Source organism: Streptomyces sp. P9-2 (assembly GCF_051903975.1).
GTDB lineage: Bacteria > Actinomycetota > Actinomycetes > Streptomycetales > Streptomycetaceae > Streptomyces > Streptomyces cellulosae.
This window is the reverse complement of record NZ_CP192633.1, coordinates 3,248,560-3,273,000: the sequence shown is the minus strand read 5'-3', so window position 1 is coordinate 3,273,000 and position 24,441 is coordinate 3,248,560. Positions and strand designations below refer to the sequence as shown.

Below are 24,441 nucleotides of genomic sequence, written 5' to 3'. Positions count from 1 at the left end.
TGCCGGACGGGTGAGTCGGTCCCGCACCGGAGTGACGGGACCCTCAGTCCTCGCGGGCCGCGCGGTCAGTCCTTGTGGACCGTGCCGTCCGGGTCGAGACCCCGGAAGGACAGCAGCACGATCAGGATGCCGCCGCACACGATGGCCGAGTCGGCCAGGTTGAACACGGCGAAGTGCTTGGGCGCGATGAAGTCGACGACCGCGCCCTCGAAGACGCCCGGCGAGCGGAAGATCCGGTCGGTGAGGTTGCCGAGGGCGCCGCCGAGGAGCAGGCCGAGCGCGATGGCCCAGGGCAGGCTGTAGAGCTTGCGGGCCAGGCGGAAGATCACCACGATGACGGCGGCCGCGATGACCGTGAAGATCACCGTGAAGGCCTCGCCGAAGCCGAAGGCGGCGCCCGCGTTGCGGATCGCCTCGAAGCGCAGCCAGTCGCCGACGACCTCGATCGGCTCGTGGTGCTCCAGCTTGGCGACCACGATCATCTTGCTGACCAGGTCGAGGAGGTAGGCGAAGGCGGCGACGGCGAACAGCACGGCGATCCGCCGCCTGCCGCGGGGCCGCTCCGCCTCCTCCGTCGTCCCGTCGGCGCCGGCCGGCTCCGAACCGTCCCGGTCCCGCAGGTCCCGGTCCTCCTGGTCCCGGTCCTGCCCGTCCCGGTCCGTGTCCGGGGTGTCCGGCGTACCGATGATGCGCTCCGCCTCTGCCACGTGAGTCCCTCAGCCTAGGTCCTTGACTGAGGACGAGGGTACGGCACGGCCTGCGGGGCCGCTCCTCAGTACCGGCGCTCCTGCTTCTGCTTGCACTCGACGCACAGGGTGGCCCTCGGGAAGGCCTGCATCCGGGCCTTGCCGATGGGATTGCCGCAGTTCTCGCACAGGCCGTAGGTGCCCGCGTCGAGCCGCTGGAGGGCCCGCTCGAACTGGTCGAGCATCTCGCGCGCGTTCGCCGCGAGGGCCAGTTCGTGCTCCCGGGTGATGTTCTTGGTGCCGGTGTCGGCGTCGTCGTCGCCCGCGCCGTCGCCGGAGTCCCGCATCAGGCCGGCCAGCGACCGCTCGGACGAGCTGATCTCCTCGCGCAGCCGCAGCACCTCCGACATCAGCTCGGCCCGCGCCTCCTCCACCTCTTCGTCGGTCCACGGCTCCTCGCCGGGACGCACCGCGAGCTCGCCCGGCTCCACCGCGCCGTGCCGGGCCTTGGGCACGGCGGTCGCCGCCGCCGTCGCCGCCGGACCAGGGGTCTTCTTCGCACCCACCGTCGTCACTCCCGTCTGCGCCGCGGCCTCGGCCGCGTCCGCGTCGTCGGCCGCGCTGTGCCCGGCCCCGTCCTGAGCGGACCCGCTGGTCCTGGCCGCACCGTTCTCCTCGGGGGCGCCCCGACGGCCGCCCTCACCCCGGCCCGCGGCGGCCGCCTTCCCGGCGGCCCCCCGTGCCGGCTTCTTCCCTGCGAGCTTCTTCGCGGTGGCCTTGCGGCCTTTCGCCTTCGCGGTGGCACCCTTCGACGCCGTCGCCCCGGACGCGGCCTCGGCCGCACCGGCCTCCGTCCCGGCGGCGGCCTCGGCCGCCGCACCCTTCTTCGCCACCATGGCCGCGGCCCCTTCACACATTGTGATCTTGCGCGCGCATCGTGCTGGGACGATAAATCGACTCGGACCCCGCGGCAACGGGGCGCACCGCCAGGTCGCCTCGCCCCGCGCACGCCGCGCGGCGACCTGCATGCGTTGTGCCCAGCTACCCGCCGGGTATGCCGCCCGCACGGACGTCCCGGCGTTCCGAACAGGCGTACCGCTCCATTCGGGGCATTCCCGGGCGTACCGTCGTGGGAAAAGCGGTCGGCCGCCCGTGCCGCCGCGCCGTACACTGGGCGGAGCGAAAAGCGTGGATGGGGACGAGTAGCGGCGTACGCAGCCCAGAGCGACCCGGGGACGGTGTGAGCCCGGGGGCGAGCGCGACGTGAAGATCACCCCGGAGCCGCCGGAAGAAAGCCGCAGCGGGCCGCAGCGGCGAGTAGAACCGGCATCGCGACCCGAATGAGGGGGCTCACCGTTGCGTACGGCGCACCGGAGGGCCAAGGAGGGTGGTACCGCGGGAGCGCGCCGCACACGGCGTCCACAGCAAGTGGCTCTCGTCCCTCCGGTCGGAAGGCAGCAAGTCCGCCGGAGGAAGCCCGCTGATGACAACGCCGACGTACCGCCCGGTACCCGCCCAGGTCGACCTGCCCGCGCTCGAGCACACGGTGCTCAAGTTCTGGGACGAGCGGAAGATCTTCGCCAAGAGCCTGGAGCAGTCCGAGGGCCGCCCCGAATGGGTGTTCTACGAGGGCCCGCCCACCGCCAACGGCATGCCCGGCGCCCACCACATCGAGGCCCGCGTCTTCAAGGACGTCTTCCCCCGCTTCCGCACCATGCGGGGCTACCACGTGGCCCGCAAGGCCGGCTGGGACTGCCACGGCCTGCCGGTGGAACTGGCCGTGGAGAAGGAGCTGGGCTTCTCCGGCAAGCAGGACATCGAGGCGTACGGCATCGCCGAGTTCAACGCCAAGTGCCGTGAGTCCGTGACCCGGCACACGGACGCCTTCGCCGAGCTGACGACCCGCATGGGCTACTGGGTCGACCTCGACGAGGCGTACCGGACCATGGACCCGGAGTACGTCGAGTCGGTCTGGTGGTCGCTGAAGGAGATCTTCAACAAGGGCCTCCTGGTCCAGGACCACCGTGTCGCCCCCTGGTGCCCCCGCTGCGGCACCGGCCTGTCGGACCACGAGCTGGCCCAGGGCTACGAGACGGTCGTCGACCCGTCGGTCTACGTCCGCTTCCCGCTGACCTCCGGCCCGCTGGCCGGCGAGGCGGCCCTGCTGGTGTGGACGACCACCCCGTGGACCCTGGTGTCCAACACCGCGGTCGCCGCCCACCCCGAGGTCACGTACGTGGTGGCGACGAACGGCGAGGAGAAGCTGGTCGTCGCCGAGCCGCTGGTCGAGAAGGCGCTCGGCGAGGGCTGGGAGACCACCGGGCAGACCTTCGCCGGCGCCGAGATGGAGCGCTGGACCTACCGGCGCCCGTTCGAGCTGGTGGAGTTCCCCGAGCCCGCCCACTACGTGGTCAACGCCGAGTACGTCACCACCGAGGACGGCACGGGTCTGGTCCACCAGTCCCCCGCCTTCGGTGAGGACGACCTCAAGGTCTGCCGCTCCTACGGCCTGCCCGTGGTCAACCCGGTCCGCCCCGACGGCACCTTCGAGGAGGACCTGCCGCTGGTCGGCGGGGTCTTCTTCAAGAAGGCCGACGAACAGCTCACCGAGGACCTTCAGCAGCGCGGCCTGCTCTTCCGGCACCTGCCGTACGAGCACAGCTACCCGCACTGCTGGCGCTGCCACACCGCGCTGCTCTACTACGCGCAGCCGTCCTGGTACATCCGCACCACGGCCGTCAAGGACCGGCTGCTCGAGGAGAACGAGAAGACCAACTGGTTCCCGGACACGGTCAAGCACGGCCGGTACGGCGACTGGCTGAACAACAACATCGACTGGGCGCTGTCCCGCAACCGCTACTGGGGCACCCCGCTGCCGGTCTGGCGCTGCGAGGAGAACCACCTCACCTGCGTCGGCTCCCTCGCCGAGCTGACCGAGCTGACGGGCACGGACCAGTCGGGGCTCGACCCGCACCGCCCGTTCATCGACGAGGTCACCTTCGCGTGCCCGCAGGACGGCTGCGCCGCCACGGCCACGCGCGTGCCCGAGGTCATCGACGCCTGGTACGACTCGGGCTCGATGCCGTTCGCGCAGTGGGGCTACCCGTACAAGAACAAGGAGCTGTTCGAGGCCCGCTACCCGGCGCAGTTCATCTGCGAGGCCATCGACCAGACCCGCGGCTGGTTCTACACGCTGATGGCGGTCGGCACGCTCGTCTTCGACAAGTCGTCGTACGAGAACGTGGTCTGCCTGGGCCACATCCTCGCCGAGGACGGCCGGAAGATGTCCAAGCACCTGGGCAACATCCTGCAGCCGATCCCGCTGATGGACCAGCACGGCGCGGACGCGGTGCGCTGGTTCATGGCGGCCGGCGGCTCGCCCTGGGCGGCCCGCCGCGTGGGCCACGGCACCATCCAGGAGGTCGTCCGCAAGACGCTCCTCACGTACTGGAACACGGTCGCCTTCCAGGCCCTGTACGCCCGTACGTCGAGCTGGGCGCCGAGCGAGGCCGACCCGGCCCCGGCCGACCGCCCGGTGCTGGACCGCTGGCTGCTGTCCGAGCTGCACGCCCTCACCGACCAGGTGACCCAGGCGCTGGAGAACTACGACACCCAGCGGGCCGGCAAGCTGCTGTCCGCGTTCGTCGACGACCTCTCCAACTGGTACGTCCGCCGCTCCCGCCGCCGCTTCTGGCAGGGCGACAAGGCCGCGCTGCGCACCCTGCACGAGGTCGTGGAGACGGTGACCAAGCTCATGGCCCCGCTCACCCCGTTCATCACCGAGCGGGTGTGGCAGGACCTGGTCGTCCCGGTCACGCCGGGCGCGCCGGAGTCGGTGCACCTGGCGTCGTGGCCGGAGGCGGACCTGTCCGCCGTCGACCCGGAGCTGTCCCGCCAGATGGCGCTGGTGCGCCGCCTGGTGGAGCTGGGCCGCGCCACGCGCGCCGAGTCGGGCGTCAAGACGCGCCAGCCGCTGCGGCGGGCGCTGATCGCGGCGGCCGGCTTCGACGCCCTCGGCCCGGAGCTCCACGCGCAGATCACGGAGGAGCTGAACGTCGAGTCGCTGGCGCTGCTGTCCGAGGTGGGCGGCTCGCTGGTGGACACCACGGCCAAGGCCAACTTCCGCGCGCTGGGCAAGCGGTTCGGCAAGCGGGTCCAGGACGTGGCCAGGGCGGTCGCGAACGCGGACGCCGCCGCGCTGTCCCAGGCCCTGCGTGAGGGCACGGCCTCGGTGGAGGTCGACGGCGAGACGATCACCCTCTCCCCGGACGAGGTGATCATCACGGAAACCCCGCGCGAGGGCTGGTCGGTGGCGTCCGACGCGGGCGCCACGGTCGCCCTGGACCTGGAGATCACCGAGGAGCTGCGCCGCGCCGGTCTGGCCCGTGACGCGATCCGGCTGATCCAGGAGGCCCGCAAGAACAGCGGCCTGGACGTGGCCGACCGGATCGCCCTGCGCTGGACGTCGGACGACGCCGCCACGTCGGCCGCGCTGACCGAGCACGCGGAGCTGATCGCCGACGAGGTGCTCGCCACGGACTTCGCCCGGGGCGAGGCGGACGACACCTACGGCGCCCCGTTCACGGACGAGGGCCTGTCCCTGACGTTCCGTCTGCGCAAGGCGTAGCCGGCGTCACACGCCGACGGCCCGGTCCCCCGGAGGAAATTCCCGGGGGCCGGGCCTTCGGCGTTGCGTGCGTCGGACATGTCCGCCGCATCCGAACAAATGGAGCGAACCATCGGGAACCGGCGGGAACACGCGTAGCACAAGGGCGGGGCCCCGGGTTGGTGTACCCGGGGCCCCGCCCTGAACGCTGCCGACTGCTACGCCGTACTCATGACCGCGAGGGCCGTCAGTTGTCGTCCTCGTCGATCAGGAAGCCACGCATCGGCGAGGGCGCCTGACCCATCGGCGACGGGCCCTGCGGACGGACCGGAGCCATGGGCTGGGTCATCGCCGGCTGCATCTGCTGCTGACCGCCGTACGACGGGCCGGACTGGCCGGGGCCGCCGCCCATCGTCTGGTTGCCGCCGTAGGACGGGGCACCCGCGCCGGCCGGGGCCATCGAGGGCGCCGGGGACGGCGGCAGGGACGGAGCGGCGCTCGCGGGCTGACGCGGCGGGGCGAGCGAGTCGTCCGCCTGCGTCTCCAGCTGGCGCAGCTGCGACTCCAGGTAGGACTTCAGCCGCGTGCGGTACTCGCGCTCGAAGCCGCGCAGGTCCTCGACCTTGCGCTCCAGCGTGGCGCGGGCGGACTCCAGGGAGCCCATCGCGACGCGGTGCTTCTCCTGCGCGTCCCGCTCCAGGGCGTCGGCCTTGGCACGGGCGTCACGCTCGAGGCCCTCGGCACGCGAACGCGCCTCGCCCACGATCTTGTTGGCCTCGGAACGGGCCTCCGCGATCGCCTGGTCGGCGGTCTGCTGGGCCAGCGACAGGACGCGCGCGGCGCTGTCGCCACCGGGACCCCCCTGACCGGGGAGACCGGGACCGCCCATGGGACCGCCCATCGGGCCGCCAGGGCCCATCTGCCCCTGCATCGGGCCGCCCTGGCCCATCGGCCCGGGACCCTGGCCCATGGGGCCGGGACCCTGCGGGCCGCCCTGTCCGCCGGGGCCGGCGGGCAGTTGGGGAGCACCGCTCGGCAGCTGGGGCGGGCCACCCATGGGGCCGCCCATCTGCTGCTGCGGCGGGCCCGATATGCCGGCGGGCACCGGAGCGCCGGGACCTCGCATGCCCTGCTGGGGCATGCCGGGAGGCGGACCCTGCTGTTGCTGCTGGTCCTGCTGCTCCGGAGGCTTGCGCATGTTCTGCTGGTTCTGCGCCGCGGCACGCGTGGCGGCGGCCAGCTTGGCGCGCAGGTCCTCGTTCTCGCGCAGCAGGCGCGTCAGTTCGGCTTCGACCTCGTCGAGGAAGGCATCGACCTCGTCCTCGTCATAGCCTTCTCGGAGGCGGACGGTCGTGAACTGCTTGTTCCGCACGTCCTCGGGGGTCAACGGCATCTCTTCACCTCAACGTAGTCATCGGCAGTCGGCAAGACCGTATCGTCCAGCCTCATCACACAAACCTCTGTGCGACGGAGATGAGGATCCAGACGATGATCATCAGGACGAAGAAGGACAGGTCGAGCGCCACGCCCCCGAGACGCAGCGGCGGGATGAACCGCCGCAGAAGCTTCAGCGGTGGATCGGTGACAGTGTAGGTGGCCTCCAGAACGACCACCATCGCCTTGCCGGGTTGCCATGAGCGGGCGAACTGGAACACGTAATCCATGACCAAACGGAAGATCAGCACGATGAGGAACACCATCAGCGCGATGTAGATCACCTGCGCGAACACGCTCATGGCCTGCTTTTCCCTCTCCCCTGTACCGCTCTTGTCCGGTCCTGCGTCTCAGCTCTGGTTGAAGAACCCGCCCTCTGCGATGCGGGCCTTGTCCTCCGCCGTGACATCGACGTTAGCAGGCGACAACAGGAACACCTTCTGCGTCACCCGCTCGATGCTGCCGTGAAGACCAAACACCAAACCCGCCGCAAAGTCGACAAGTCGCTTGGCGTCTGTGTCATCCATCTCAGTCAGATTCATGATCACCGGAGTGCCCTCACGGAAGTGTTCCCCGATGGTACGGGCCTCGTTGTAGGTCCGGGGATGAAGCGTGGTGATCCGGTAAGGCTCTCGTTCCGACACGACCTTGGGCATGATCACCGGTGCGTTCTTCTCCAGGCTGGCGCGTTCTTGTGTGATGGATGCCACGGGCGCGATCCGCGCCGGGCGTGGCGATTCCGCGGGCAGCGAAGCGGACCGGGACACCGGTTCGCGGGGCGCGGGCGGGTGGACGACTCGTACCTCTTCGTCCCTTTGTGGCTGATGTGTTCCGTGGGACTGGTGTGACGGCTCGCGCCGCCGGTGGTCCCGCTCCGGCTCCGGGTCGAGCTCCGGTTCGAAATCGTCGTCTGGGTCGAATCCGCGGCCGTCGTACCCATCGTCCTCCACGAGGCCGAGGTAGACCGCCATCTTGCGCATCGCGCCGGCCATGCTCCGAGTCCTCCGCTCTGTGGTGGATCCGCTGACGACCGCCAAGTGCCCGCGATCCACTGGGTCCTTGCTCCGCTGTTGGGCGGAAATGACCATATTTTCTGCTGTGGTCCGACTTCTTGGCGACGTTACCCGAGCCTGGGGCGGACTCCGAGTACCGCACTGCCGACGCGCACATGTGTCGCTCCGGCGGCCACGGCCTGTTCGAGGTCCGCACTCATCCCTGCCGACACCATGTTCGCAGCCGGATGGGTCCGGCGCAGGTCGGTCGACAAATCCATCAACCGCTCGAACGCCGCCTGTTGGCGGCCGGCGTACTCCCCGGTGAGCGGCGCGACGGTCATCAGGCCGTCCAGCCGCAGCCCTTCGGCGCCGGCCACCAGGTCGGCCAGTTCCGCGACGCCGGAGGGCGCCACGCCGCCGCGCTCGCCCCGGCCGTCGACGCCGGCGTCGAACGCCACCTGGATGAGGCAGCCGACCTCGCGCCCGGCGCGGACGGCCTCCTTGGAGAGCGCCGACACAAGACGGGCACGGTCGACGGACTGCACGACATCGGCATAACCGACCACCGAACGCACCTTGTTGGTCTGAAGCTGACCGACGAAATGCCACACAAGGGGCAGATCCGCGCAGGCCGCCGCCTTCGGGGCGGCGTCCTGGTCACGGTTCTCGGCGACGTGCCGCACGCCGAGTCCGGAGAGGATGCGCACGTCGCTCGCGGGCCAGGTCTTGGTGACGACGATCAGCGTCACCTCGTCGCGGTCGCGACCGGCCGCGGCGCACGCGGCGGCGATCCGCTCCTCCACTCTCGCCAGGTTCGCGGCGAGTTCGTCCTTACGGTCCGTCATGTCCTCGGGTCCAGCCACACATAACTCGCGAGCCGCCCGGTGGTGCGGTCGCGACGGTACGAGAAGTGATCGTCCGACTCCCGTGTGCACACGGGCGAGCGCCCGGCGCCCAGGACGCCCAGCCGCTCGAGTTGCGCGTGCACACCCGCGACGACGTCGACCGCGGGGGTTCCCCAGCCGGTCTCCGCGTACGCGGCCGGTTCGACGGCGGCCACGTCGGAGCGCATCCGCTCCGGCACCTCGTAGCACCGGCCGCACACCGCGGGTCCGGTGCGGGCGACGATCCGGGCGGGGTCGGCGCCGAGTTCGGTCATGGCCCGCACGGCGGCCGGGACGACCCCGGCGACCAGTCCGGGCCGGCCCGCGTGCGCCGCGGCGGCGACACCCGCGACGGGGTCGGCCAGCAGCACGGGCACGCAGTCTGCGGTGAGCACGGCGAGGGCGAGTCCGCGCCGCGCGGTGACGACCGCGTCCACCTCGGGCACCGGACGGGCGCCCCACGGCTCGTCCACGACGACCGCGTCGGCCCCGTGCACCTGGTTCATCCAGACCACGCGGGCCGGGTCCACGCCGAGCGCCTCGGCGGCGAGTTCGCGGTTGGTGCGCACGTTCCCGGGGTCGTCGCCGACGGCGCCCCCGAGGTTGAGCTCCTCATACGGAGCGGCGCTCACCCCGCCCCACCGGTCGGTGAAGCCGAAGTGCGCGCCGCTCACGCTCTCGCGCTGTCCTATCACTTCAGGAAGTCCGGGACGTCCAGTTCCTCGGCCGCGCTGTCGTAGCTCCGGGACGGCGGGACGGGGGGCTGGACGACGGGGATGTCGGCCACGGGCTCGGGGACCGGGGCCGGCTCCGCCTCCTCCTTCGGCGTGACGCTGCCGAGCGACCCGAAGGACGGGCGGCTCTCCGGGCGTCCCGCCGGGGCGGGCTCCTCGCGCTTGACCGAGGAGGAGCCGAGGACGTTGTCCCGCTTGGCGGGCGGCTGGCCGCCGTCGAAGCCGGCGGCGATGACGGTGACCCGCACCTCGTCGCCGAGGGCGTCGTCGATGACCGCGCCGAAGATGATGTTGGCCTCGGGGTGGGCGGCCTCGCTGACGAGCTGGGCGGCCTCGTTGATCTCGAACAGGCCGAGGTCGGAGCCGCCGGAGATGGAGAGCAGCACACCGCGGGCGCCGTCGATGGACGCTTCGAGCAGCGGCGAGGAGATGGCCATCTCGGCCGCGGCCACCGCGCGGTCGTCGCCGCGGGCCGAGCCGATGCCCATGAGGGCCGACCCGGCCTCGGACATGACCGACTTGACGTCGGCGAAGTCGAGGTTGATGAGGCCGGGGGTGGTGATGAGGTCGGTGATGCCCTGCACACCGGAGAGCAGGACCTGGTCGGCCGACTTGAAGGCGTCGAGAACCGACACCTGGCGGTCCGAGATGGACAGCAGCCGGTCGTTGGGAATCACGATGAGGGTGTCGACCTCTTCGCGGAGCTCCGCGATGCCGTCCTCGGCCTGGTTCGCGCGGCGCCGTCCCTCGAAGGTGAACGGGCGCGTGACCACGCCGATGGTGAGGGCACCGAGGGAGCGGGCGATGTTGGCCACGACGGGCGCGCCGCCGGTGCCGGTGCCGCCGCCTTCACCGGCCGTCACGAAGACCATGTCGGCCCCCTTGAGGACCTCCTCGATCTCCTCGCGGTGGTCCTCGGCGGCCTTGCGGCCGACGGCCGGGTTCGCTCCGGCGCCGAGTCCGCGGGTGAGTTCACGGCCGACGTCGAGCTTGACGTCGGCGTCGCTCATCAACAGCGCCTGCGCGTCGGTGTTGATGGCGATGAACTCGACGCCCTTGAGACCGACCTCGATCATCCGGTTGATGGCATTGACACCACCGCCGCCGACACCGATGACTTTGATGACTGCGAGGTAGTTCTGCGGTGCTGCCACGTCGAAGGCCTCTCGCCTCGAGTTACGTGTCGCCGGGGCGCCGGAGCAACTGCTGCCCCCGCGATCCGACGACTGATGCCGAATGGGACGGTCCGTATCGCCGACCCGAACCCTAACGTTGAAGTTTAGGGTTACCAGTGTGTCTGTTCCCTGGAGTCTTCTGAACAGGACACTAAGTCGACACGTGGCGCACGTTCAACGAACACGCCGAACCTCCCGTTTTTCTTTTCACCCTATGTGATCAGCCGTGTCGCTGCCCAACCAGGGTGCTGGCCTGCGCGGATGTGCGTCAACTCCCTGATGACGCCGGGGCGCTGGGAACGCTGACGTCGAAGTGCCGTGCGTCCGGCTCCGCTTTCATCAGCGCGACCAGGGCGCGGGCCTTCCGCGTCCCCTTCTCGCTGCTTCCCCAGTCGACCGTACGGCCGTCCGTGAGTTCCAGCGAGATGGCGTCGTAGGAACGGACCTTGACGCTGCGCGTTTCCGGCGCGAGGGACTCGGGGACGGCGCCGGCCACGCGTACCGCCTCGCGCACCAGACGGTCCTCGTCGAATCGCCGGAGACTGGCCGCGGCGGAACCGGAACGGGAGAGATCCATTTCCAGCGCGGGTACCCCCTTGGGGGCTTTCTCCACCGTGGCGAACCGCACGCCCTCGTCGTCGACTTCGACGAACTCGCCGCCCTTGTGGACCAGGAGGACGGGGATGCGTTCGGTGACCCGGAGCTTGATCTCGTCGGGCCAGGAGCGGACCACGTCGACGGTGTCGATGCGGGGCAGCTTCTCGGCGGCCCGCCGCTCGATGGCATCGGTGTCGACCGAGACGAGCTGTTCCCCGAGCGGCACCTCGGCCGCCTTCCGGACCTGGTCCGGCGTCAGGACGCCGGTGCCGGACACCGAGACGCGCTCCACGCGGACCAGATCGGAGCCGTACAGCAGCCAGAAGGCGCCGCTGCCGAGGAACAGGAGGACGACCGCCGATGCGATCATCAGACGAAGACGCCGTCGCCGTACGGCTCGTACGGGCGGCGGGCCGGACGACTCCCGCTTGCGTTCACCGCGCTCGGCGGTCGTCGATCCGGCCACGCTCCCTGCCTTCCGTCACATGCCTCTACCTGTGGGCACGGGCGGCGACCGCCTCGTACACCATGCCGACGAGCAGTTCGTCGGCGTCCCGGCGGCCGAACTCGCTTGCGGCGCGGGACATCTCGTACAGCCGGTGCGGGTCGGCGAGCACGGGCAGGACGTTCTGCTGCACCCACTCCGGGGTGAGGTCCGCGTCGTCGACCAGCAGTCCGCCGCCCGCCTTCACCACCGGCTGGGCGTTGAGCCGCTGTTCGCCGTTGCCGATGGGCAGCGGGACGTAGGCGGCCGGGAGTCCGACGGCGGAGAGCTCGGCGACGGTCATCGCGCCCGCGCGGCAGAGCATCATGTCCGCCGCCGCGTACGCGAGGTCCATCCGGTCCAGGTAACTTACCGGGATGTACGGGGGCATGCCCGGCATCTGCTGCACGTGCGGCAGTTCGTTCTTCGGGCCGACCGCGTGCAGGATCTGGATGCCGGCCTGCTGCAGCCACGGGGCGACCTGCTGGACGACCTCGTTGAGCCGGCGGGCGCCCTGCGAGCCGCCGGACACCAGCAGCGTCGGCAGGTTGGGGTCGAGCCCGAACGCGGCGCGCGCCTGCGGGCGCATGGCGGCCCGGTCCAGGGTGGCGATGGTGTGCCGCAGCGGGATGCCGATGTAACGCGAGTTGCGCAGCTTGCTGTCCGGGGTGGCGACGGCGACCTGGGCCGCGTACCGCGAGCCGATCTTGTTGGCCAGGCCGGGGCGGGCGTTGGCCTCGTGGATGACGATCGGCACGCCGAGCCGCTTGGCCGCGAGGTAGCCGGGCAGGGCGACGTAGCCGCCGAAGCCGACCACGACGTCGGCGCGGGTGCGCTCCAGGATCTGCTCGGTCGCCTTGATGGTGCCGCGCAGCCGGCCCGGGACGGTGATCAGCTCGGGGGTCGGCTTGCGTGGCAGCGGGACGGCGGGGATCAGCGCCAGTTCGTACCCGCGCTCGGGTACGAGACGGGTCTCCAGGCCGCGCTCCGTGCCCAGGGCCGTGATGCCCACGGACGGATCCTGCCTGCGCAGCGCGTCCGCGAGGGCGAGCGCGGGCTCGATGTGGCCCGCGGTTCCTCCGCCGGCGAGTACGACATGCACCGAAATTCACCGCTCTCCGGACGAACGCGCCCCCGGGGCACGCCGTCGCATCGTGTTCCATCTCCGGGGCCGCCGAGGACCCCCGATCCGCTTTCTACCAAAGCGGGGTTGCCGCATCGCAAGCGCCATCCGCGCAGCGGGGTCCTCACGCGCGAAGGCGATGAGCAGCCCGATGGCGAACATGGTCGGCAGCAGGGCGGACCCGCCGTAGGAGAACAGCGGGAGCGGGACTCCGGCGATCGGCAGCAGACCGAGCACCGCACCGATGTTGATCACGGCCTGCGCCGTGATCCAGGTGGTCACGCCTCCCGCGGCATACCTGACGAAGGAGTCCTCCGTGCGTCCGGCCACGCGGATACCCGCATAGCCTAGAGCGGCGAACAGGGCGAGCACCGACAGCGTCCCCGCCAGGCCCAGTTCCTCACCGGTGACGGCGAAGATGAAGTCCGTGTGCGCTTCGGGTAGTTCACCCCATTTCTCCAGACTCGCCCCGAGCCCGGAGCCGAAGATCCCGCCGGAGGCCAGGGCGTAGATGCCGTGCACGGCCTGCCAGCAGTCGACCGGTCCGGTCTGCGGCTCGGTGGCGCCGAGGCAGGCGAGCCGGGCCATGCGGTTCTCGCTGGTGCGGATGAGGATGGCGCCGAGCAGCGCGGCGACGCCCAGCACCCCGGCGAACAGCCGGGTGGGGGCGCCCGCCAGCCACAGCAGGCCGAAGAGGATCGCGGTGAGGATGATGGCGGTGCCCATGTCGCCGCCGAGCATGATCAGCCCGAGCAGCATGAACGCGGCCGGCACCAGCGGCACCAGCATGTGCTTCCACTGGGCCAGCAGCCGCTTGTCCTGTTTCCGGGCGAGCAGGTCCGCGCCCCACAGCACCAGCGCCAGCTTGCCGAACTCGCTGGGCTGGAGCTGGAAACTGCCGCCGAGCGCGATCCAGTTCTGGTTGCCGTTGACCGCGACTCCTATCCCCGGCACCTGCACCAGGGCCATCAGGAAGACGGCCCCCGCGAGGATGGGGTAGGCGAGCGCCCGGTGCAGCTTCACCGGCATCCGGGACGCCACCAGCAGCAGCACCGCCCCGATCACGGCCGCCAGCAGCTGCTTGCGGAAGAAGTACGAACCCGGCAGCGACATCTGCAGCGCCGTGATCTGGGAGGCCGAGTAGACCATCACCAGGCCCAGCACGGTGATCAGCAGACTGCCGCCGAGGATGACGTAGTACGCGGTCAGCGGCCGGTCCCAGGCCCTGCGCGCCCGCATCACCAGGGTGCTCACGGGGTTCTCGCGCGGAGGACGGGGCACCACGGGGCGCCGGGCGGCCCGCTGGACGGGCGGCCTGCCGGTACGGCTACTGGACATCACGACCTCCGCGGTACGCCGGCCAACAGGTCTCGGACGGTCCCACGCGTCCCTCCCAAGGTCGCCCGGCGCCGGGGCGGCCGGGGTCAGGCGCCGAGCTCGCGCACCGCCTGGGCGAACGCGTCACCGCGCTTGTTGTAGTTGGCGAACATGTCCATGGAGGCGCAGGCCGGGGCGAGCAGCACCGTGTCACCGGGGCGTGCCAGCCGCCGCGCCTCCTGGACGGCCTGGAGCATCGCCCCAGTGTCGGTCCGCCCGAGGTCCACGACGGGTACTTCCGGGGCGTGTCGCGCGAGGGCTTCGCGGATCAGGGCGCGGTCCCGGCCGATCAGCACGGCGCCGCGCAGCCGCCCGGCGGCCTCGGCGACGAGTTCGTCGAAGGTGGCGCCCTTGGCGAGTCCGCCGGCGATCCACACGACGGAGTCGTACGCGGCCAACGAGGCCTGCGCGGCATGCGTGTTGGTGGCCTTGGAGTCGTCCACGTAGGCCACGCCGTCCACGTCCGCCACGTGCGCGATGCGGTGGGCGTCCGGGGTGAAGTTCCGCAGGCCCTCCCGCACGGCGGCCGCGGGCACCCCGTAGGCGCGCGCGAGGGCCGCCGCGGCAAGGGCGTTGGCGATGTTGTGCGGGGCGGCCGGCTTCACGTCGGCGACCTCGGCCAGCTCCTGGGCGTTCTTCTGCCGGTTCTCCACGAAGGCGCGGTCCACCAGGAGGCCCTCGACGACGCCGAGTTGGGAGGGCCCGGGGGTGCCGAGGGTGAAGCCGACGGCGCGGCAGCCCTCCTCGACGTCGGCCTCGCGGACGAGGTCCTCGGTGGCCTTGTCGGCCACGTTGTAGACGCAGGCGACCCGGTTGCCCTCGTAGATGCGGCCCTTGTCCTTGGCGTACGCCTCCATGGAGCCGTGCCAGTCGAGGTGGTCGGGCGCCAGGTTGAGGACGGCGGCGGAGTGGGCGCGCAGCGAGGGCGCCCAGTGGAGCTGGTAGCTGGACAGCTCCACGGCGAGCACGTCGTACTCCTCGTCGCCGAGGACCGCGTCCAGGAGGGAGACGCCGATGTTGCCGACGGCGGCGGTGCGCAGGCCTGCCGCCTCCAGGATGGAGGCGAGCATCTGCACGGTGGTGGTCTTGCCGTTGGTGCCGGTGACCGCGAGCCAGTCCGCCGCGCCGGGCTTCCTGAGCCGCCAGGCGAGTTCGACGTCGCCCCACACCGGCACCCCGGCCGCGTCCGCCGCCGCGAAGAGCGGGTGGTCCGGCCTCCAGCCGGGGGCGGTGACGATCAGCTCGGTGCCTTCGGGCAGGCCCGCGGCGGAGCCGCTGTCAGGTGCCGTGCCGTCCCCGAGGCGGACGGTGACGCCGAGCGCCTCCAGTTCCGCGGCCTGCTCGCGGGCCCGGGCGTCGTCGCCGTCGTTGACGACGGTGACCTTCGCGCCGAGTCCGTGGAGCGCCTTGGCCGCCGGGACGCCGGAGACGCCCAGTCCCGCGACGGTGACGTGCTTGCCCTGCCAGTCGGTCACTTGTCCGCTGCCCATCCCGCGTAGAAGAGGCCGAGTCCGACGATCACACAGATGCCCTGGATGATCCAGAAGCGGACCACCACAAGGACTTCGGACCAGCCTTTGAGTTCGAAGTGGTGCTGGAGCGGCGCCATCCGGAAGACCCGCTTACCGGTGAGCCGGAACGAGCCGACCTGGATGACCACCGACATCGTGATGAGGACGAACAGGCCGCCGAGGATGGCGAGCAGCAGCTCGGTGCGGGAGCAGATCGCGAGACCCGCGAGCACGCCGCCGAGCGCCAGCGAACCGGTGTCGCCCATGAAGATCTTGGCCGGGGAGGTGTTCCACCACAGGAAGCCCAGGCAGGAGCCCATCAGCGCGGACGCCACGACGGCGAGGTCCAGCGGGTCGCGCACCTCGTAGCAGGCGCCCGGGTTGGTCAGCGTCTCGCCGTTGGCGCAGGATTCCTGGAACTGCCAGACGCCGATGAAGGTGTAGGCGCCGAAGACGAGCACCGAGGCGCCGGTCGCGAGACCGTCCAGACCGTCGGTGAGGTTCACGCCGTTCGACATCGCGAGGATCATGAACAGCGCCCAGATCACGAACAGCACCGGGCCGATGGTCCAGCCGAAGTCCGTGATGAACGACAGCTTCGTGGAGGCGGGGGTCTGCCCGCGGGAGTCCGCGAACTGCAGCGACAGCACCGCGAAGGCGACGCCGACGATCAGCTGGCCGGCCATCTTCGCCTTGGCCCGCAGACCCAGCGAACGCCGCTTGACGATCTTGATGTAGTCGTCGAGGAAGCCGACGAGGCCCATGCCGACCATCAGGCCCAGCACCAGCACGCCGGAGTACCGCGGCGACTCGCCGCTGATCACCTTGGAGAGGAAGTAGGCGGCGACCGTCGACAGGATGAAGGCGATGCCGCCCATCGTCGGCGTACCGCGCTTGCTGGCGTGCTCGCGCGGGCCGTCGTCGCGGATGTACTGCCCGTACCCCTTGCGGGCGAGCAGCTTGATCAGCAGCGGCGTGCCGATCAGCGTCAGGAAGAGGCCAATGACTCCTGCGAACAGGACCTGATTCATCATCGGGCGGCGACCTCACCCTCGGCACCGGTCTCGAGCAGCGCCTGCGCCACGCTCTCGAGCCCGACCGAACGGGACGCCTTCACGAGTACGACATCCCCCGGGCGCAATTCGCTGCGCAACAGGTCGACCGCCGCCTGTGCGTCGGACACGTGCACCGACTCCTCACCCCACGAACCCTCGTTATATGCGCCCAGTTGCAGCCAGGCGGCTTCCCTGCCCCCGACCGCGACGAGCTTGCTGACGTTGAGCCGGACGGCGAGCCGTCCGACCGCGTCGTGCTCGGCGAGCGCCTCGTCCCCGAGCTCGGCCATCTTGCCGAGCACCGCCCACGTACGGCGCCCCTTGCCCATCGCCACCAGCGCACGCAGCGCGGCCTTCATGGACTCGGGGTTCGCGTTGTAGGCGTCGTTGACGACCGTCACGCCGTCCGGTCGCTCGGTGACCTCCATGCGCCAGCGGGAGAGGGAGCCCGCCTCGGAGAGCGCGCGGGCGATCTCGTCTGCGGACATGCCCAACTCGTGGGCGACGGCGGCCGCGGCGAGCGCGTTCGACACGTGATGCTCACCGTACAGGCGCATGGTCACATCACTTGCACCGGAGGGTGTGTGAAGCCTGAAGGAGGGCTGTCCGCTGTCCGTGAGTCGCACGTTCTCGGCGGAGACGTCCGCTTCGCCGGACTCTCCGAAAAAGATCACCTTCGCCTTCGTACGGGAGGCCATGGCGCGGACGTAGGGGTCGTCCGCGTTGAGGATCGCGACGCCCCCCTCCTCGGCCGGCGGCAGCGACTCGACGAGCTCGCCCTTGGCCTCGGCGATCTGCTCGCGGCCGCCGAACTCGCCGATGTGCGCGGAGCCGACGTTCAGCACCAGGCCGATCCTCGGCGGGGTCAGTCCGGTGAGGTAGCGGATGTGGCCGATGCCCCGCGCCCCCATCTCCAGCACGAGGAACCGCGTCTCCTCGGTGGCGGTGAGCGCGGTCAGCGGCAGCCCGATCTCGTTGTTGAGGGAGCCGGGCGTGAAGACGGTGGGGGCCTTGCTTCCCAGCACCTGGGCGACGAGGTCCTTGGTGCTGGTCTTGCCGGCCGACCCGGTGAGGGCGACGAGGGTGGCGCCGAGCCGGGCGACGACGTGCCGGGCGAGAGCCCCGAGGGCGGCCTGGACGTCCTCCACGACGATCGCGGGCACCCCGACCGGCCGGGAGGCCAGCACGGCCGCCGCGCCCGCCTCGACGACCTGGGCCGCGAAGTCGTGGCCGTCCACGCGCTCGCCGACGAAGGCGACGAAGAGGCTGCCCGGACCCGCCTCCCGCGAGTCCCGGACCACCTCGCCGGTGACCAGGACGGAGGGGTCCGGTATGTCGTACGTCTGCCCGCCGACGACTTCTGCGATCTCGGCGAGGGAGAGGGCGATCACAAGTTCATCCCTGGGTCTTCTTGATGGCTTCGCGAAGCACCTGGCGGTCGTCGAACGGACGCACCACCCCGGCGATGTCCTGTCCCAGCTCGTGGCCCTTGCCGGCGACCAGCACGGTGTCGCCGGGCTCGGCCCGGGCGACGGCGGCGGCGATCGCGGCGGCCCGGTCCTCGAAGACCTGGACCTCGCCGCGCTCGTGGGCGGGCACGGAGGCCGCGCCCTGGAGCATCGCGGCGAGGATCGCCAGCGGGTCCTCGGAGCGGGGGTTGTCGGAGGTCAGTACGGCGGTGTCGGCGAGCCGCGCGGCGGCCGCGCCCATCGGCTCCCGCTTGGTGACGTCCCGGTCGCCGCCGCAGCCGAGCACGACGTGCACCCGGCCCTCGGTGACCTTGCGCAGGGCGCGCAGCACCGACTCCACGGCGTCCGTCTTGTGGGCGTAGTCCACGACCGCCAGGTACGGCTGGCCCACGTCGACGCGCTCCAGGCGGCCGGGCACGCCCGGCACGGCGGCGACGCCGTCGGCGGCGGCCTGCGGGTCGAGTCCGGCGGCGGCCAGCGCGACGATCGCGGCCAGGGAGTTGGCCACGTTGAACGGGCCGGGCAGCGGGGCGCGGGCGGTGATCCGCTCGTCCTTCGGGCCCACCACGGTGAACGTCGAGTCCAGCGGGCCGACGTGGACGTCCTCGGCGCGCCAGTCGGCGTCCGGGTGCCCCTCGGCGGAGTAGGTGACGACCGGGACGCCTGCCTCCTTGACCAGGCGGCGGCCGTACTCGTCGTCCACGTTGACCACGCCGAGCCGGCTGCGGGCGGGGGTGAACAGCTGCGCCTTGGCCTGGAAGTAGTCCTCCATCCCGGAGTGGAACTCCATGTGCTCCGGGCTGAGGTTGGTGAAGACGGCGATGTCGAAGACGCAGCCGTCGACCCGGCCGAGGACCAGGGCGTGGCTGGAGACCTCCATGGCCACGGCCTCGGTGCCGCGCTCGCGCATGACCGCGAACAGCGCCTGGAGGTCGGTGGCCTCGGGTGTGGTGCGCTCGGACTTGATGCGCTCGTCGCCGATGCGCATCTCGACCGTGCCGATCAGTCCCGTGGAGCGGACGGTCCGCAGACCGCCCTCGACGAGGTAGGCGGTGGTGGTCTTGCCGGAGGTGCCGGTGATGCCGATCTGGAGCAGATCGCGACCGGGGTGGCCGTAGATGGTGGCGGCCAGTTCGCCCATCCGCGCCCGCGGGTCGTCCACCACCAGCACGGGCAGCCCGGTCACGGCGACGCGTTCGGCGCCGGCCGGGTCGGTGAGCACCGCGGCGGCGCCGAGACCGGCGGCCTGGGTGACGAAGTCCGCGCCGTGGACGCGGGCGCCGGGGAGCGCGGCGTACAGGTCCCCGGGCCGGACGGCGCGCGAGTCGTGGGTGATGCCCGTGACCTCGGCGGCCTGCGCGGGTGCGGGGACACCCAGCTGACCGGCGAGTTCCGCGAGGGATGCGGCGGAGACCTGGTCCGGACGGGGCGGTCCCGGATATGTCACGGGTTGGCCCTTCTGGGTGGTTTGGGACTGATCAGCGTGTGGCACGGCGGTGAGCGTACCGGGCGTACCGCTCGGCGGGCCAAGCGAGGGGCCGCGGGGGCTCTGGTTCCCGGGGTCGGGGGTGATCGTTGTCACGAGGTGGTTCCTGGTGGCTCGGTGCTCGGTACGGGGTCAGGGCTTGAAGGTGACCGGCAGGGCGGCGGGGGCGGCTCCGGTGGGCGGGACCTGGAGGGTCTTCAGGGAGAACTCCATGACCTGCTTGAAGACGGGGCCGCAGATCTGGCCGCCGAAGTAGCTGCCCCGGGTGGCGTTCTGGATGACGCAGTAGACGGTGATCCGGGGCTTGTCGGCGGGCGCGAACCCGGCGAAGGACGAGGTGTAGCCGTGGTACTTGCCGGTGGCCGGATCCACGCGGTTCGCCGTACCGGTCTTGCCCGCGACCCGGTACCCCGGGATGCGCGCCTTGGTGCCGGTGCCTTCCTCGTCGTCGACGACCGACTCCAGCATCTGCGCGAGGGTCTTCGCCGTCTTCTCGCTGACGACCCGTGTCTTCTCGGCCTTCGGGGCCGGTGTGAAGCTCCCGTCGGGTCCCTTGGAGCCGCGGACGAGGGTGGGCTCGACGCGGACGCCGCCGTTGGCGATGGTCGAGTAGACGGAGGCGGCCTGCATCGCGTTGATGGACACGCCCTGGCCGAAAGGAATCGTGTACTGCTGCGAGGTGGACCACTGGTCCGGCGGGGCCAGGATGCCCTTGGTCTCGCCCGGGAAGCCCAGCCCGGTGTGGCTGCCGAGGCCGAACTTCCGCAGGTAGTCGTAGAGCACCTTGTTGGCCTGGGCCTGGGTCTTGCCGAGCTGGCCGGTGGCGAGGATGGTGCCGATGTTGCTGGACTTGGCGAGGACGCCGTTGAGCGTCAGGTACCAGGTCGGGTGGTCGATGTCGTCCTTGAACAGCCGGTCGCCGCGGTGCAGCCGGTTGGGCACCACGACATGGGTGCCGGGGGTGGCGGCGTTCTCCTCCAGCACGGCCGCCATGGACAGCACCTTGGCCGTGGAGCCCGGCTCGAAGGCGTCCTGGAGGGCCGCGTTGCCGAGGGTCCTGGGGTCGGCGGCGGACAGGTCGTTGGGGTCGAACCCGGGGGCGTTGGCCATGGCCAGGACCTCGCCGGTGCGGGTGTCCTGCACGATGACGTAGCCGCGGTCGGCCGCGGACTCCTCCACCTGCTTGCTGATGGCGTTCTGCGCCGCCCACTGGATGTCGCGGTCGATGGTGAGCTCGATGTCGTCGCCGGGCACGGCCGGGGTCTCCGTGGAGCCCGCGGTGGGCACCAGACGGCCGCCGGACTGGGCGTAGCGGATCTTGCCCTCCTCGCCGGCCAGCCGGTCCTCCAGCTGGAGCTCGACGCCGCCGCTGCCCTTGCCCTCGGCGTTGACCCAGCCCAGTATCCCGGCGGCGAGCTCGTTGTTCGGGTACACCCGCTTGGTGGTGGGCACGGAGAAGACGCCGGCCAGCACGTTGACCGTCGACCTGTCGGTCTCGGACTTGGTGGCCAGGGCGGCCTTGAGGTCCTTGATCTGCCTCCAGACCTGCGGGGTCTGCCGTCCGGCCAGCTTCACGTAGCGCAGCGACGGGTTGTCAGGACGCAGCTTGCGGACCAGGTCCTCCTGGTCGGCGCCGAGAATCGGGGCGAGCAGCGCGGCGGCCTGCTCGGGCCCGTCGTCGATCTTCAACTCGTCGGGGGCGAACATCGTGGGGTCGGCGGTGATGTCGTAGGCGTCCTCGCTGGTGGCGAGGGCCACGCCGTTGCGGTCGGTGATCTCGCCGCGCTCGGCGGCCAGCACCTGGCCCACGTAGCGGTTGCGCTCGGCCTTGCCGGCGTAGGTGCTCGCGTCGACGGCCTGGACCTGCACCAGGCGGACGACGAAGGCCAGCATGACGAGGGTCAGGCCCACGCCGACCAGGCGCAGCCGGGGGCGCGGGCTGCCCAGCCGGATGGTCTTCGGGGCGCCGGGGCGCGGTCCGCCGGGCCCGCGGACCGGGCGGGCGCCGGGGCCGGTGCGGCCGCGGGCGGCCGGACGGACGGGCCGGGCGGGTCCGGGCACCCGGCGGCGGGGCGGTTGCCTGTCGGACACTTCCGTCACCTGCCGGGGGTCGAGGCGTGCGGGGAACGGGGGGCGGACTGCGGCGTCGGCGGCGGGGCCGTCGCCGTGGCCAGCGCCTCGGGCGCGAGGACCAGGGGCGCGGGGGCGGCGGAGGCCGGGCTGGGGACGCCCTTGACCTCCCCGTCGGGGCCGAGGAAGGCGGGGTCGCCGCCGGGCACCATGCCGAGCTCGCGGGCGCGGCGCTGGAGGGCGTCGGGGGCGGAGTAGCCGTCGATGTCGCGCTGCAGGGCCTGCTCCTCGTCCGTGAGCTCCTTGGTCTCCCGCTGAAGGTCGTCGAGGCGGAAGGCGCCCTCGCTGAGCGCGGAGTTCAGCACCAGCAGGCCGATGAGACCGCCGCCGAGGAGCAGGACCACGAGGAGCACGAAGGGGGTACGGGCCGCCTGGGCGCGGCCGGTGGGCAGCAGGTGCGCGAGCCGGGCCGCCCTCCCCCGCAGCTCGGGCCGCCCCTTCAGTTCGGGTTTCCTGGTCACTCACGCTCCCCTGGGTCCGCTCGTCCCGCCCGTACGCCCGGCCGGCACCCGTCCCGGGCCGGCCCGTGCCTCACCGGAGCCGCCTCACCCGACGTCCTCCCGGATGCGCTCCGCGCCGCGCAGCCGCGCGGGGGCCGCGCGGCGGTTCTCGGCGATCTCCTCCTCGGTGGGAAGTTCGGCACCGCGCGTGAGCAGCTTGAGCCGCGGCTGGTACTGCTCGGGGACGACCGGCAGGCCGGGCGGGGCGGTGGTGGCGGCGCCCGCCGCGAACACCTGCTTGACCAGCCGGTCCTCCAGCGAGTGGTACGACAGCACGGCGATGCGGCCGCCGACGTCCAGGGACTTCACGGCCGAGGGGACGGCGCGCTCCAGCACCGACAGCTCGCCGTTGACCTCGATGCGCAGGGCCTGGAAGGTGCGCTTGGCCGGGTTGCCGCCGGTGCGCTTGGCGGCCTGGGGCAGGGCGTCGCGGATCAGCTCGACCAGGCGGGCGCTGGTGGTGAAGGGCTCCTTCTCCCGCTCCCGGACGATGGCGGACACGATGCGCTTGGCCTGCTTCTCCTCGCCGTACGCGCGCAGGATGCGGACCAGCTCGCCGGGCGGGTAGGTGTTGAGGACCTCGGCGGCGCTCATGCCGGCCGTCTGGTCCATGCGCATGTCGAGGGGGGCGTCCTGGGCGTAGGCGAAGCCGCGGTCGGCCTCGTCGAGCTGCATCGAGGACACCCCGAGGTCGAACAGGATCCCCTGCACGCGCGGGACGCCGAGGCGGCCGAGGACGTCGGGGAGCTCGTCGTAGACGGCGTGCACCAGGGTGGCGCGGTCGCCGTAGGGGGCCAGCCGCTCGCCGGAGAGGCGCAGGGCCTCCTTGTCGCGGTCCAGGGCGACGAGCCGGGCCTCGGGGAAGCGGGCGAGCAGCGCCTCGCTGTGGCCGCCGAGGCCGAGCGTGCAGTCGACGACCACGGCGCCGGGCCGCTCCAGGGCGGGCGCCAGCAGGTCCAGGCACCGCTGGAGCATCACCGGGACGTGTCGACTCTGGCTCAAGGGGCCCTCTCAGTTCCGGCGTGACGCTCACGCACCGCCGGTTCCCCGCCCTCCCCGGTGAGGGGGCGGCCGGCGCCGGAGGCGTCGGCCGGGCGGCGGCGGGAGAAGGCCGAGCCGTACGTACGCGCCGCGCACGCGGGAGATCCCCTGGTCGGAACCGGGGGATCCGGGGAAGTCACTGCAGCGGGCGGTCTCACGTCCCGCTTCGCGTCACTTTAGTCCACGGTCCGGCCCGGTCAATCAACCGGACTGCGCGTCGTGGCCCGCGCGGGTCAAGAGGCGGATCGCGCACATCACCCGTAGGAAGGGGGTCACACCACTCCCGTGGGTTACCTCACACCAAGCACCGCTGACGTTCTTTGTCGCCTCTCACAACGGGCTCGACGCCCTCGTGACCAGTACCGTCAGGAGTATGACGACTTCTGCATCCGTACCCGCAGGTTCCGGAAACGCCGTCCCCGCCTCCGGCACCGTGACCGACCGTCTGATCGAGGCCAACGAGCGCTATGCCGCCGCTTTCACCGACCCGGGCATGGATGCACGCCCGGTGCTCCACGTCGCCGTGGTGGCGTGCATGGACGCCCGCCTCGACCTGCACGACGCGCTCGGTCTGTCGCTGGGCGACTGTCACACCATCCGCAACGCGGGCGGCGTGGTCACCGACGACGTGATCCGCTCGCTGACCATCAGCCAGCGGGCGCTGGGCACCCGCAGCGTCGTCCTCATCCACCACACCAACTGCGGTCTCGAGTCCCTCACCGAGGAATTCCGGCACGAGCTCGAGATGGAGGTGGGACAGCGTCCGGCGTGGGCCGTCGAGGCCTTCCGGGACGTGGACCAGGACGTCCGCCAGTCGATGCAGCGGGTGCGGACCTCGCCGTTCCTCCTGCACACCGACGACGTGCGCGGATTCGTCTTCGACGTGAAGTCGGGTCTGCTGCGCGAGGTCGACCCCGCCTGACCCGGCCGCCCGCCTGAGGCCGGCCGAACCCCGGAGAGCCGTCGAACGTCGTAAGAGCTGACATATCGCTGTCAGTTGTCCACAGGCGAGTGACACGAAACGGTAACGGCAGCAAGAATGCGGAGGTGGTGTCACGCGGAACTCTTCCCGCGTGGTGCCCGTGATTCGGGGTGGGCCGGTCCGCTGGGCACGGGATCGGCCGGCACATTTGGGGAACCCCCCGCTCATCGCT

20 protein-coding genes are annotated in these 24,441 nt (G+C 71.5%); 2 read left to right on the top strand and 18 right to left on the bottom strand.

The window, feature by feature from the left end:
- Positions 1-65: 65 nt before the first annotated feature.
- Positions 66-707 (bottom strand): signal peptidase II, encoded by a 642-nt coding sequence (gene lspA / locus ACQY0Z_RS14970; protein WP_189896834.1) that lies wholly within the window; start codon positions 705-707, stop codon positions 66-68.
- A gap of 65 nt (positions 708-772) precedes the next feature.
- Positions 773-1,582 (bottom strand): TraR/DksA family transcriptional regulator, encoded by an 810-nt coding sequence (locus tag ACQY0Z_RS14965; RefSeq protein ID WP_189896833.1) that lies wholly within the window; start codon positions 1,580-1,582, stop codon positions 773-775.
- A gap of 587 nt (positions 1,583-2,169) precedes the next feature.
- Here ACQY0Z_RS14965 and ileS point away from each other — a divergent pair.
- Positions 2,170-5,313 carry an isoleucine--tRNA ligase gene (gene ileS, locus ACQY0Z_RS14960; RefSeq protein WP_439812396.1) on the top strand — a complete coding sequence of 1,048 codons (3,144 nt, stop codon included), beginning with the start codon at positions 2,170-2,172 and terminating at the stop codon, positions 5,311-5,313.
- Between the two features lie 226 nt (positions 5,314-5,539).
- On the opposite strand, the gene ACQY0Z_RS14955 is transcribed toward ileS, so the two are convergent.
- From ACQY0Z_RS14955 to rsmH, 16 genes are all read right to left on the bottom strand, one after another.
- Positions 5,540-6,685, bottom strand: coding sequence for a DivIVA domain-containing protein (locus ACQY0Z_RS14955; RefSeq protein ID WP_019521940.1), 1,146 nt, complete (start codon positions 6,683-6,685; stop codon positions 5,540-5,542).
- Positions 6,686-6,740: 55 nt separating this feature from the next.
- A complete protein-coding gene (locus ACQY0Z_RS14950) occupies positions 6,741-7,028 on the bottom strand; it encodes a YggT family protein (protein WP_019521941.1) in 288 nt (95 codons plus the stop codon).
- Between the two features lie 48 nt (positions 7,029-7,076).
- Complete coding sequence (locus ACQY0Z_RS14945) at positions 7,077-7,718, bottom strand: cell division protein SepF (protein WP_028960771.1); 642 nt, start codon at positions 7,716-7,718, stop codon at positions 7,077-7,079.
- Positions 7,719-7,846: 128 nt separating this feature from the next.
- Positions 7,847-8,566 carry a YggS family pyridoxal phosphate-dependent enzyme gene (locus ACQY0Z_RS14940; RefSeq protein WP_189896829.1) on the bottom strand — a complete coding sequence of 240 codons (720 nt, stop codon included), beginning with the start codon at positions 8,564-8,566 and terminating at the stop codon, positions 7,847-7,849.
- Positions 8,563-9,300, bottom strand: a complete 738-nt coding sequence (pgeF, locus tag ACQY0Z_RS14935) for a peptidoglycan editing factor PgeF (protein WP_439812395.1) — start codon at positions 9,298-9,300, stop codon at positions 8,563-8,565. The genes ACQY0Z_RS14940 and pgeF overlap by 4 nt, the downstream gene beginning before the upstream one ends.
- A complete protein-coding gene (gene ftsZ, locus ACQY0Z_RS14930) occupies positions 9,297-10,493 on the bottom strand; it encodes a cell division protein FtsZ (RefSeq protein WP_189896826.1) in 1,197 nt (398 codons plus the stop codon). Before ftsZ ends, pgeF begins: the two co-directional genes overlap by 4 nt.
- Before the next feature lie 289 nt (positions 10,494-10,782).
- A complete protein-coding gene (locus ACQY0Z_RS14925; protein WP_347225655.1) occupies positions 10,783-11,577 on the bottom strand; it encodes a cell division protein FtsQ/DivIB in 795 nt (264 codons plus the stop codon).
- Between the two features lie 25 nt (positions 11,578-11,602).
- Complete coding sequence (gene murG, locus ACQY0Z_RS14920) at positions 11,603-12,697, bottom strand: undecaprenyldiphospho-muramoylpentapeptide beta-N-acetylglucosaminyltransferase (protein WP_189896823.1); 1,095 nt, start codon at positions 12,695-12,697, stop codon at positions 11,603-11,605.
- A gap of 6 nt (positions 12,698-12,703) precedes the next feature.
- Positions 12,704-14,056: a putative lipid II flippase FtsW gene (gene ftsW / locus ACQY0Z_RS14915; protein WP_189896821.1), complete on the bottom strand. Its 1,353-nt coding sequence runs from the start codon at positions 14,054-14,056 to the stop codon at positions 12,704-12,706.
- Between the two features lie 86 nt (positions 14,057-14,142).
- Entirely contained in the window at positions 14,143-15,585 is a 1,443-nt protein-coding gene (murD, locus tag ACQY0Z_RS14910) for a UDP-N-acetylmuramoyl-L-alanine--D-glutamate ligase (RefSeq protein ID WP_189896820.1), read from the bottom strand.
- A complete protein-coding gene (gene mraY / locus ACQY0Z_RS14905) occupies positions 15,567-16,637 on the bottom strand; it encodes a phospho-N-acetylmuramoyl-pentapeptide-transferase (protein ID WP_006131287.1) in 1,071 nt (356 codons plus the stop codon). Before mraY ends, murD begins: the two co-directional genes overlap by 19 nt.
- Positions 16,637-18,052: a UDP-N-acetylmuramoyl-tripeptide--D-alanyl-D-alanine ligase gene (locus tag ACQY0Z_RS14900; RefSeq protein ID WP_189896818.1), complete on the bottom strand. Its 1,416-nt coding sequence runs from the start codon at positions 18,050-18,052 to the stop codon at positions 16,637-16,639. The genes mraY and ACQY0Z_RS14900 overlap by 1 nt, the downstream gene beginning before the upstream one ends.
- 4 nt (positions 18,053-18,056) lie before the next feature.
- Entirely contained in the window at positions 18,057-19,577 is a 1,521-nt protein-coding gene (locus tag ACQY0Z_RS14895) for a UDP-N-acetylmuramoyl-L-alanyl-D-glutamate--2,6-diaminopimelate ligase (protein ID WP_189896816.1), read from the bottom strand.
- A 171-nt stretch (positions 19,578-19,748) separates the two neighbouring features.
- Positions 19,749-21,707, bottom strand: coding sequence for a peptidoglycan D,D-transpeptidase FtsI family protein (locus tag ACQY0Z_RS14890; RefSeq protein WP_381728081.1), 1,959 nt, complete (start codon positions 21,705-21,707; stop codon positions 19,749-19,751).
- 5 nt (positions 21,708-21,712) lie between these two features.
- A complete protein-coding gene (locus ACQY0Z_RS14885; protein ID WP_347225651.1) occupies positions 21,713-22,207 on the bottom strand; it encodes a septum formation initiator family protein in 495 nt (164 codons plus the stop codon).
- Between the two features lie 84 nt (positions 22,208-22,291).
- Positions 22,292-23,248 carry a 16S rRNA (cytosine(1402)-N(4))-methyltransferase RsmH gene (gene rsmH / locus ACQY0Z_RS14880; protein WP_189896812.1) on the bottom strand — a complete coding sequence of 319 codons (957 nt, stop codon included), beginning with the start codon at positions 23,246-23,248 and terminating at the stop codon, positions 22,292-22,294.
- Positions 23,249-23,660: 412 nt separating this feature from the next.
- Here rsmH and ACQY0Z_RS14875 point away from each other — a divergent pair, with 412 nt between their 5' ends.
- Entirely contained in the window at positions 23,661-24,209 is a 549-nt protein-coding gene (locus tag ACQY0Z_RS14875) for a beta-class carbonic anhydrase (RefSeq protein ID WP_189896810.1), read from the top strand.
- The last annotated feature ends 232 nt before the right edge of the window (positions 24,210-24,441 follow it).

Bases quoted from the DNA above. Each gene is read 5' to 3' on its own strand.
- mraY (WP_006131287.1), bottom strand. From the start codon at position 16,637: ATGAATCAGGTCCTGTTCGCAGGAGTCATTGGCCTCTTCCTGACGCTG.
- ACQY0Z_RS14875 (WP_189896810.1), top strand. From the start codon at position 23,661: ATGACGACTTCTGCATCCGTACCCGCAGGTTCCGGAAACGCCGTCCCC.
- ftsW (WP_189896821.1), bottom strand. From the start codon at position 14,056: ATGTCCAGTAGCCGTACCGGCAGGCCGCCCGTCCAGCGGGCCGCCCGG.
- ACQY0Z_RS14955 (WP_019521940.1), bottom strand. From the start codon at position 6,685: ATGCCGTTGACCCCCGAGGACGTGCGGAACAAGCAGTTCACGACCGTC.
- ACQY0Z_RS14950 (WP_019521941.1), bottom strand. From the start codon at position 7,028: ATGAGCGTGTTCGCGCAGGTGATCTACATCGCGCTGATGGTGTTCCTC.
- ACQY0Z_RS14945 (WP_028960771.1), bottom strand. From the start codon at position 7,718: ATGGCCGGCGCGATGCGCAAGATGGCGGTCTACCTCGGCCTCGTGGAG.
- ileS (WP_439812396.1), top strand. From the start codon at position 2,170: ATGACAACGCCGACGTACCGCCCGGTACCCGCCCAGGTCGACCTGCCC.
- ACQY0Z_RS14940 (WP_189896829.1), bottom strand. From the start codon at position 8,566: ATGACGGACCGTAAGGACGAACTCGCCGCGAACCTGGCGAGAGTGGAG.
- ACQY0Z_RS14965 (WP_189896833.1), bottom strand. From the start codon at position 1,582: ATGGTGGCGAAGAAGGGTGCGGCGGCCGAGGCCGCCGCCGGGACGGAG.
- murD (WP_189896820.1), bottom strand. From the start codon at position 15,585: ATGGGCAGCGGACAAGTGACCGACTGGCAGGGCAAGCACGTCACCGTC.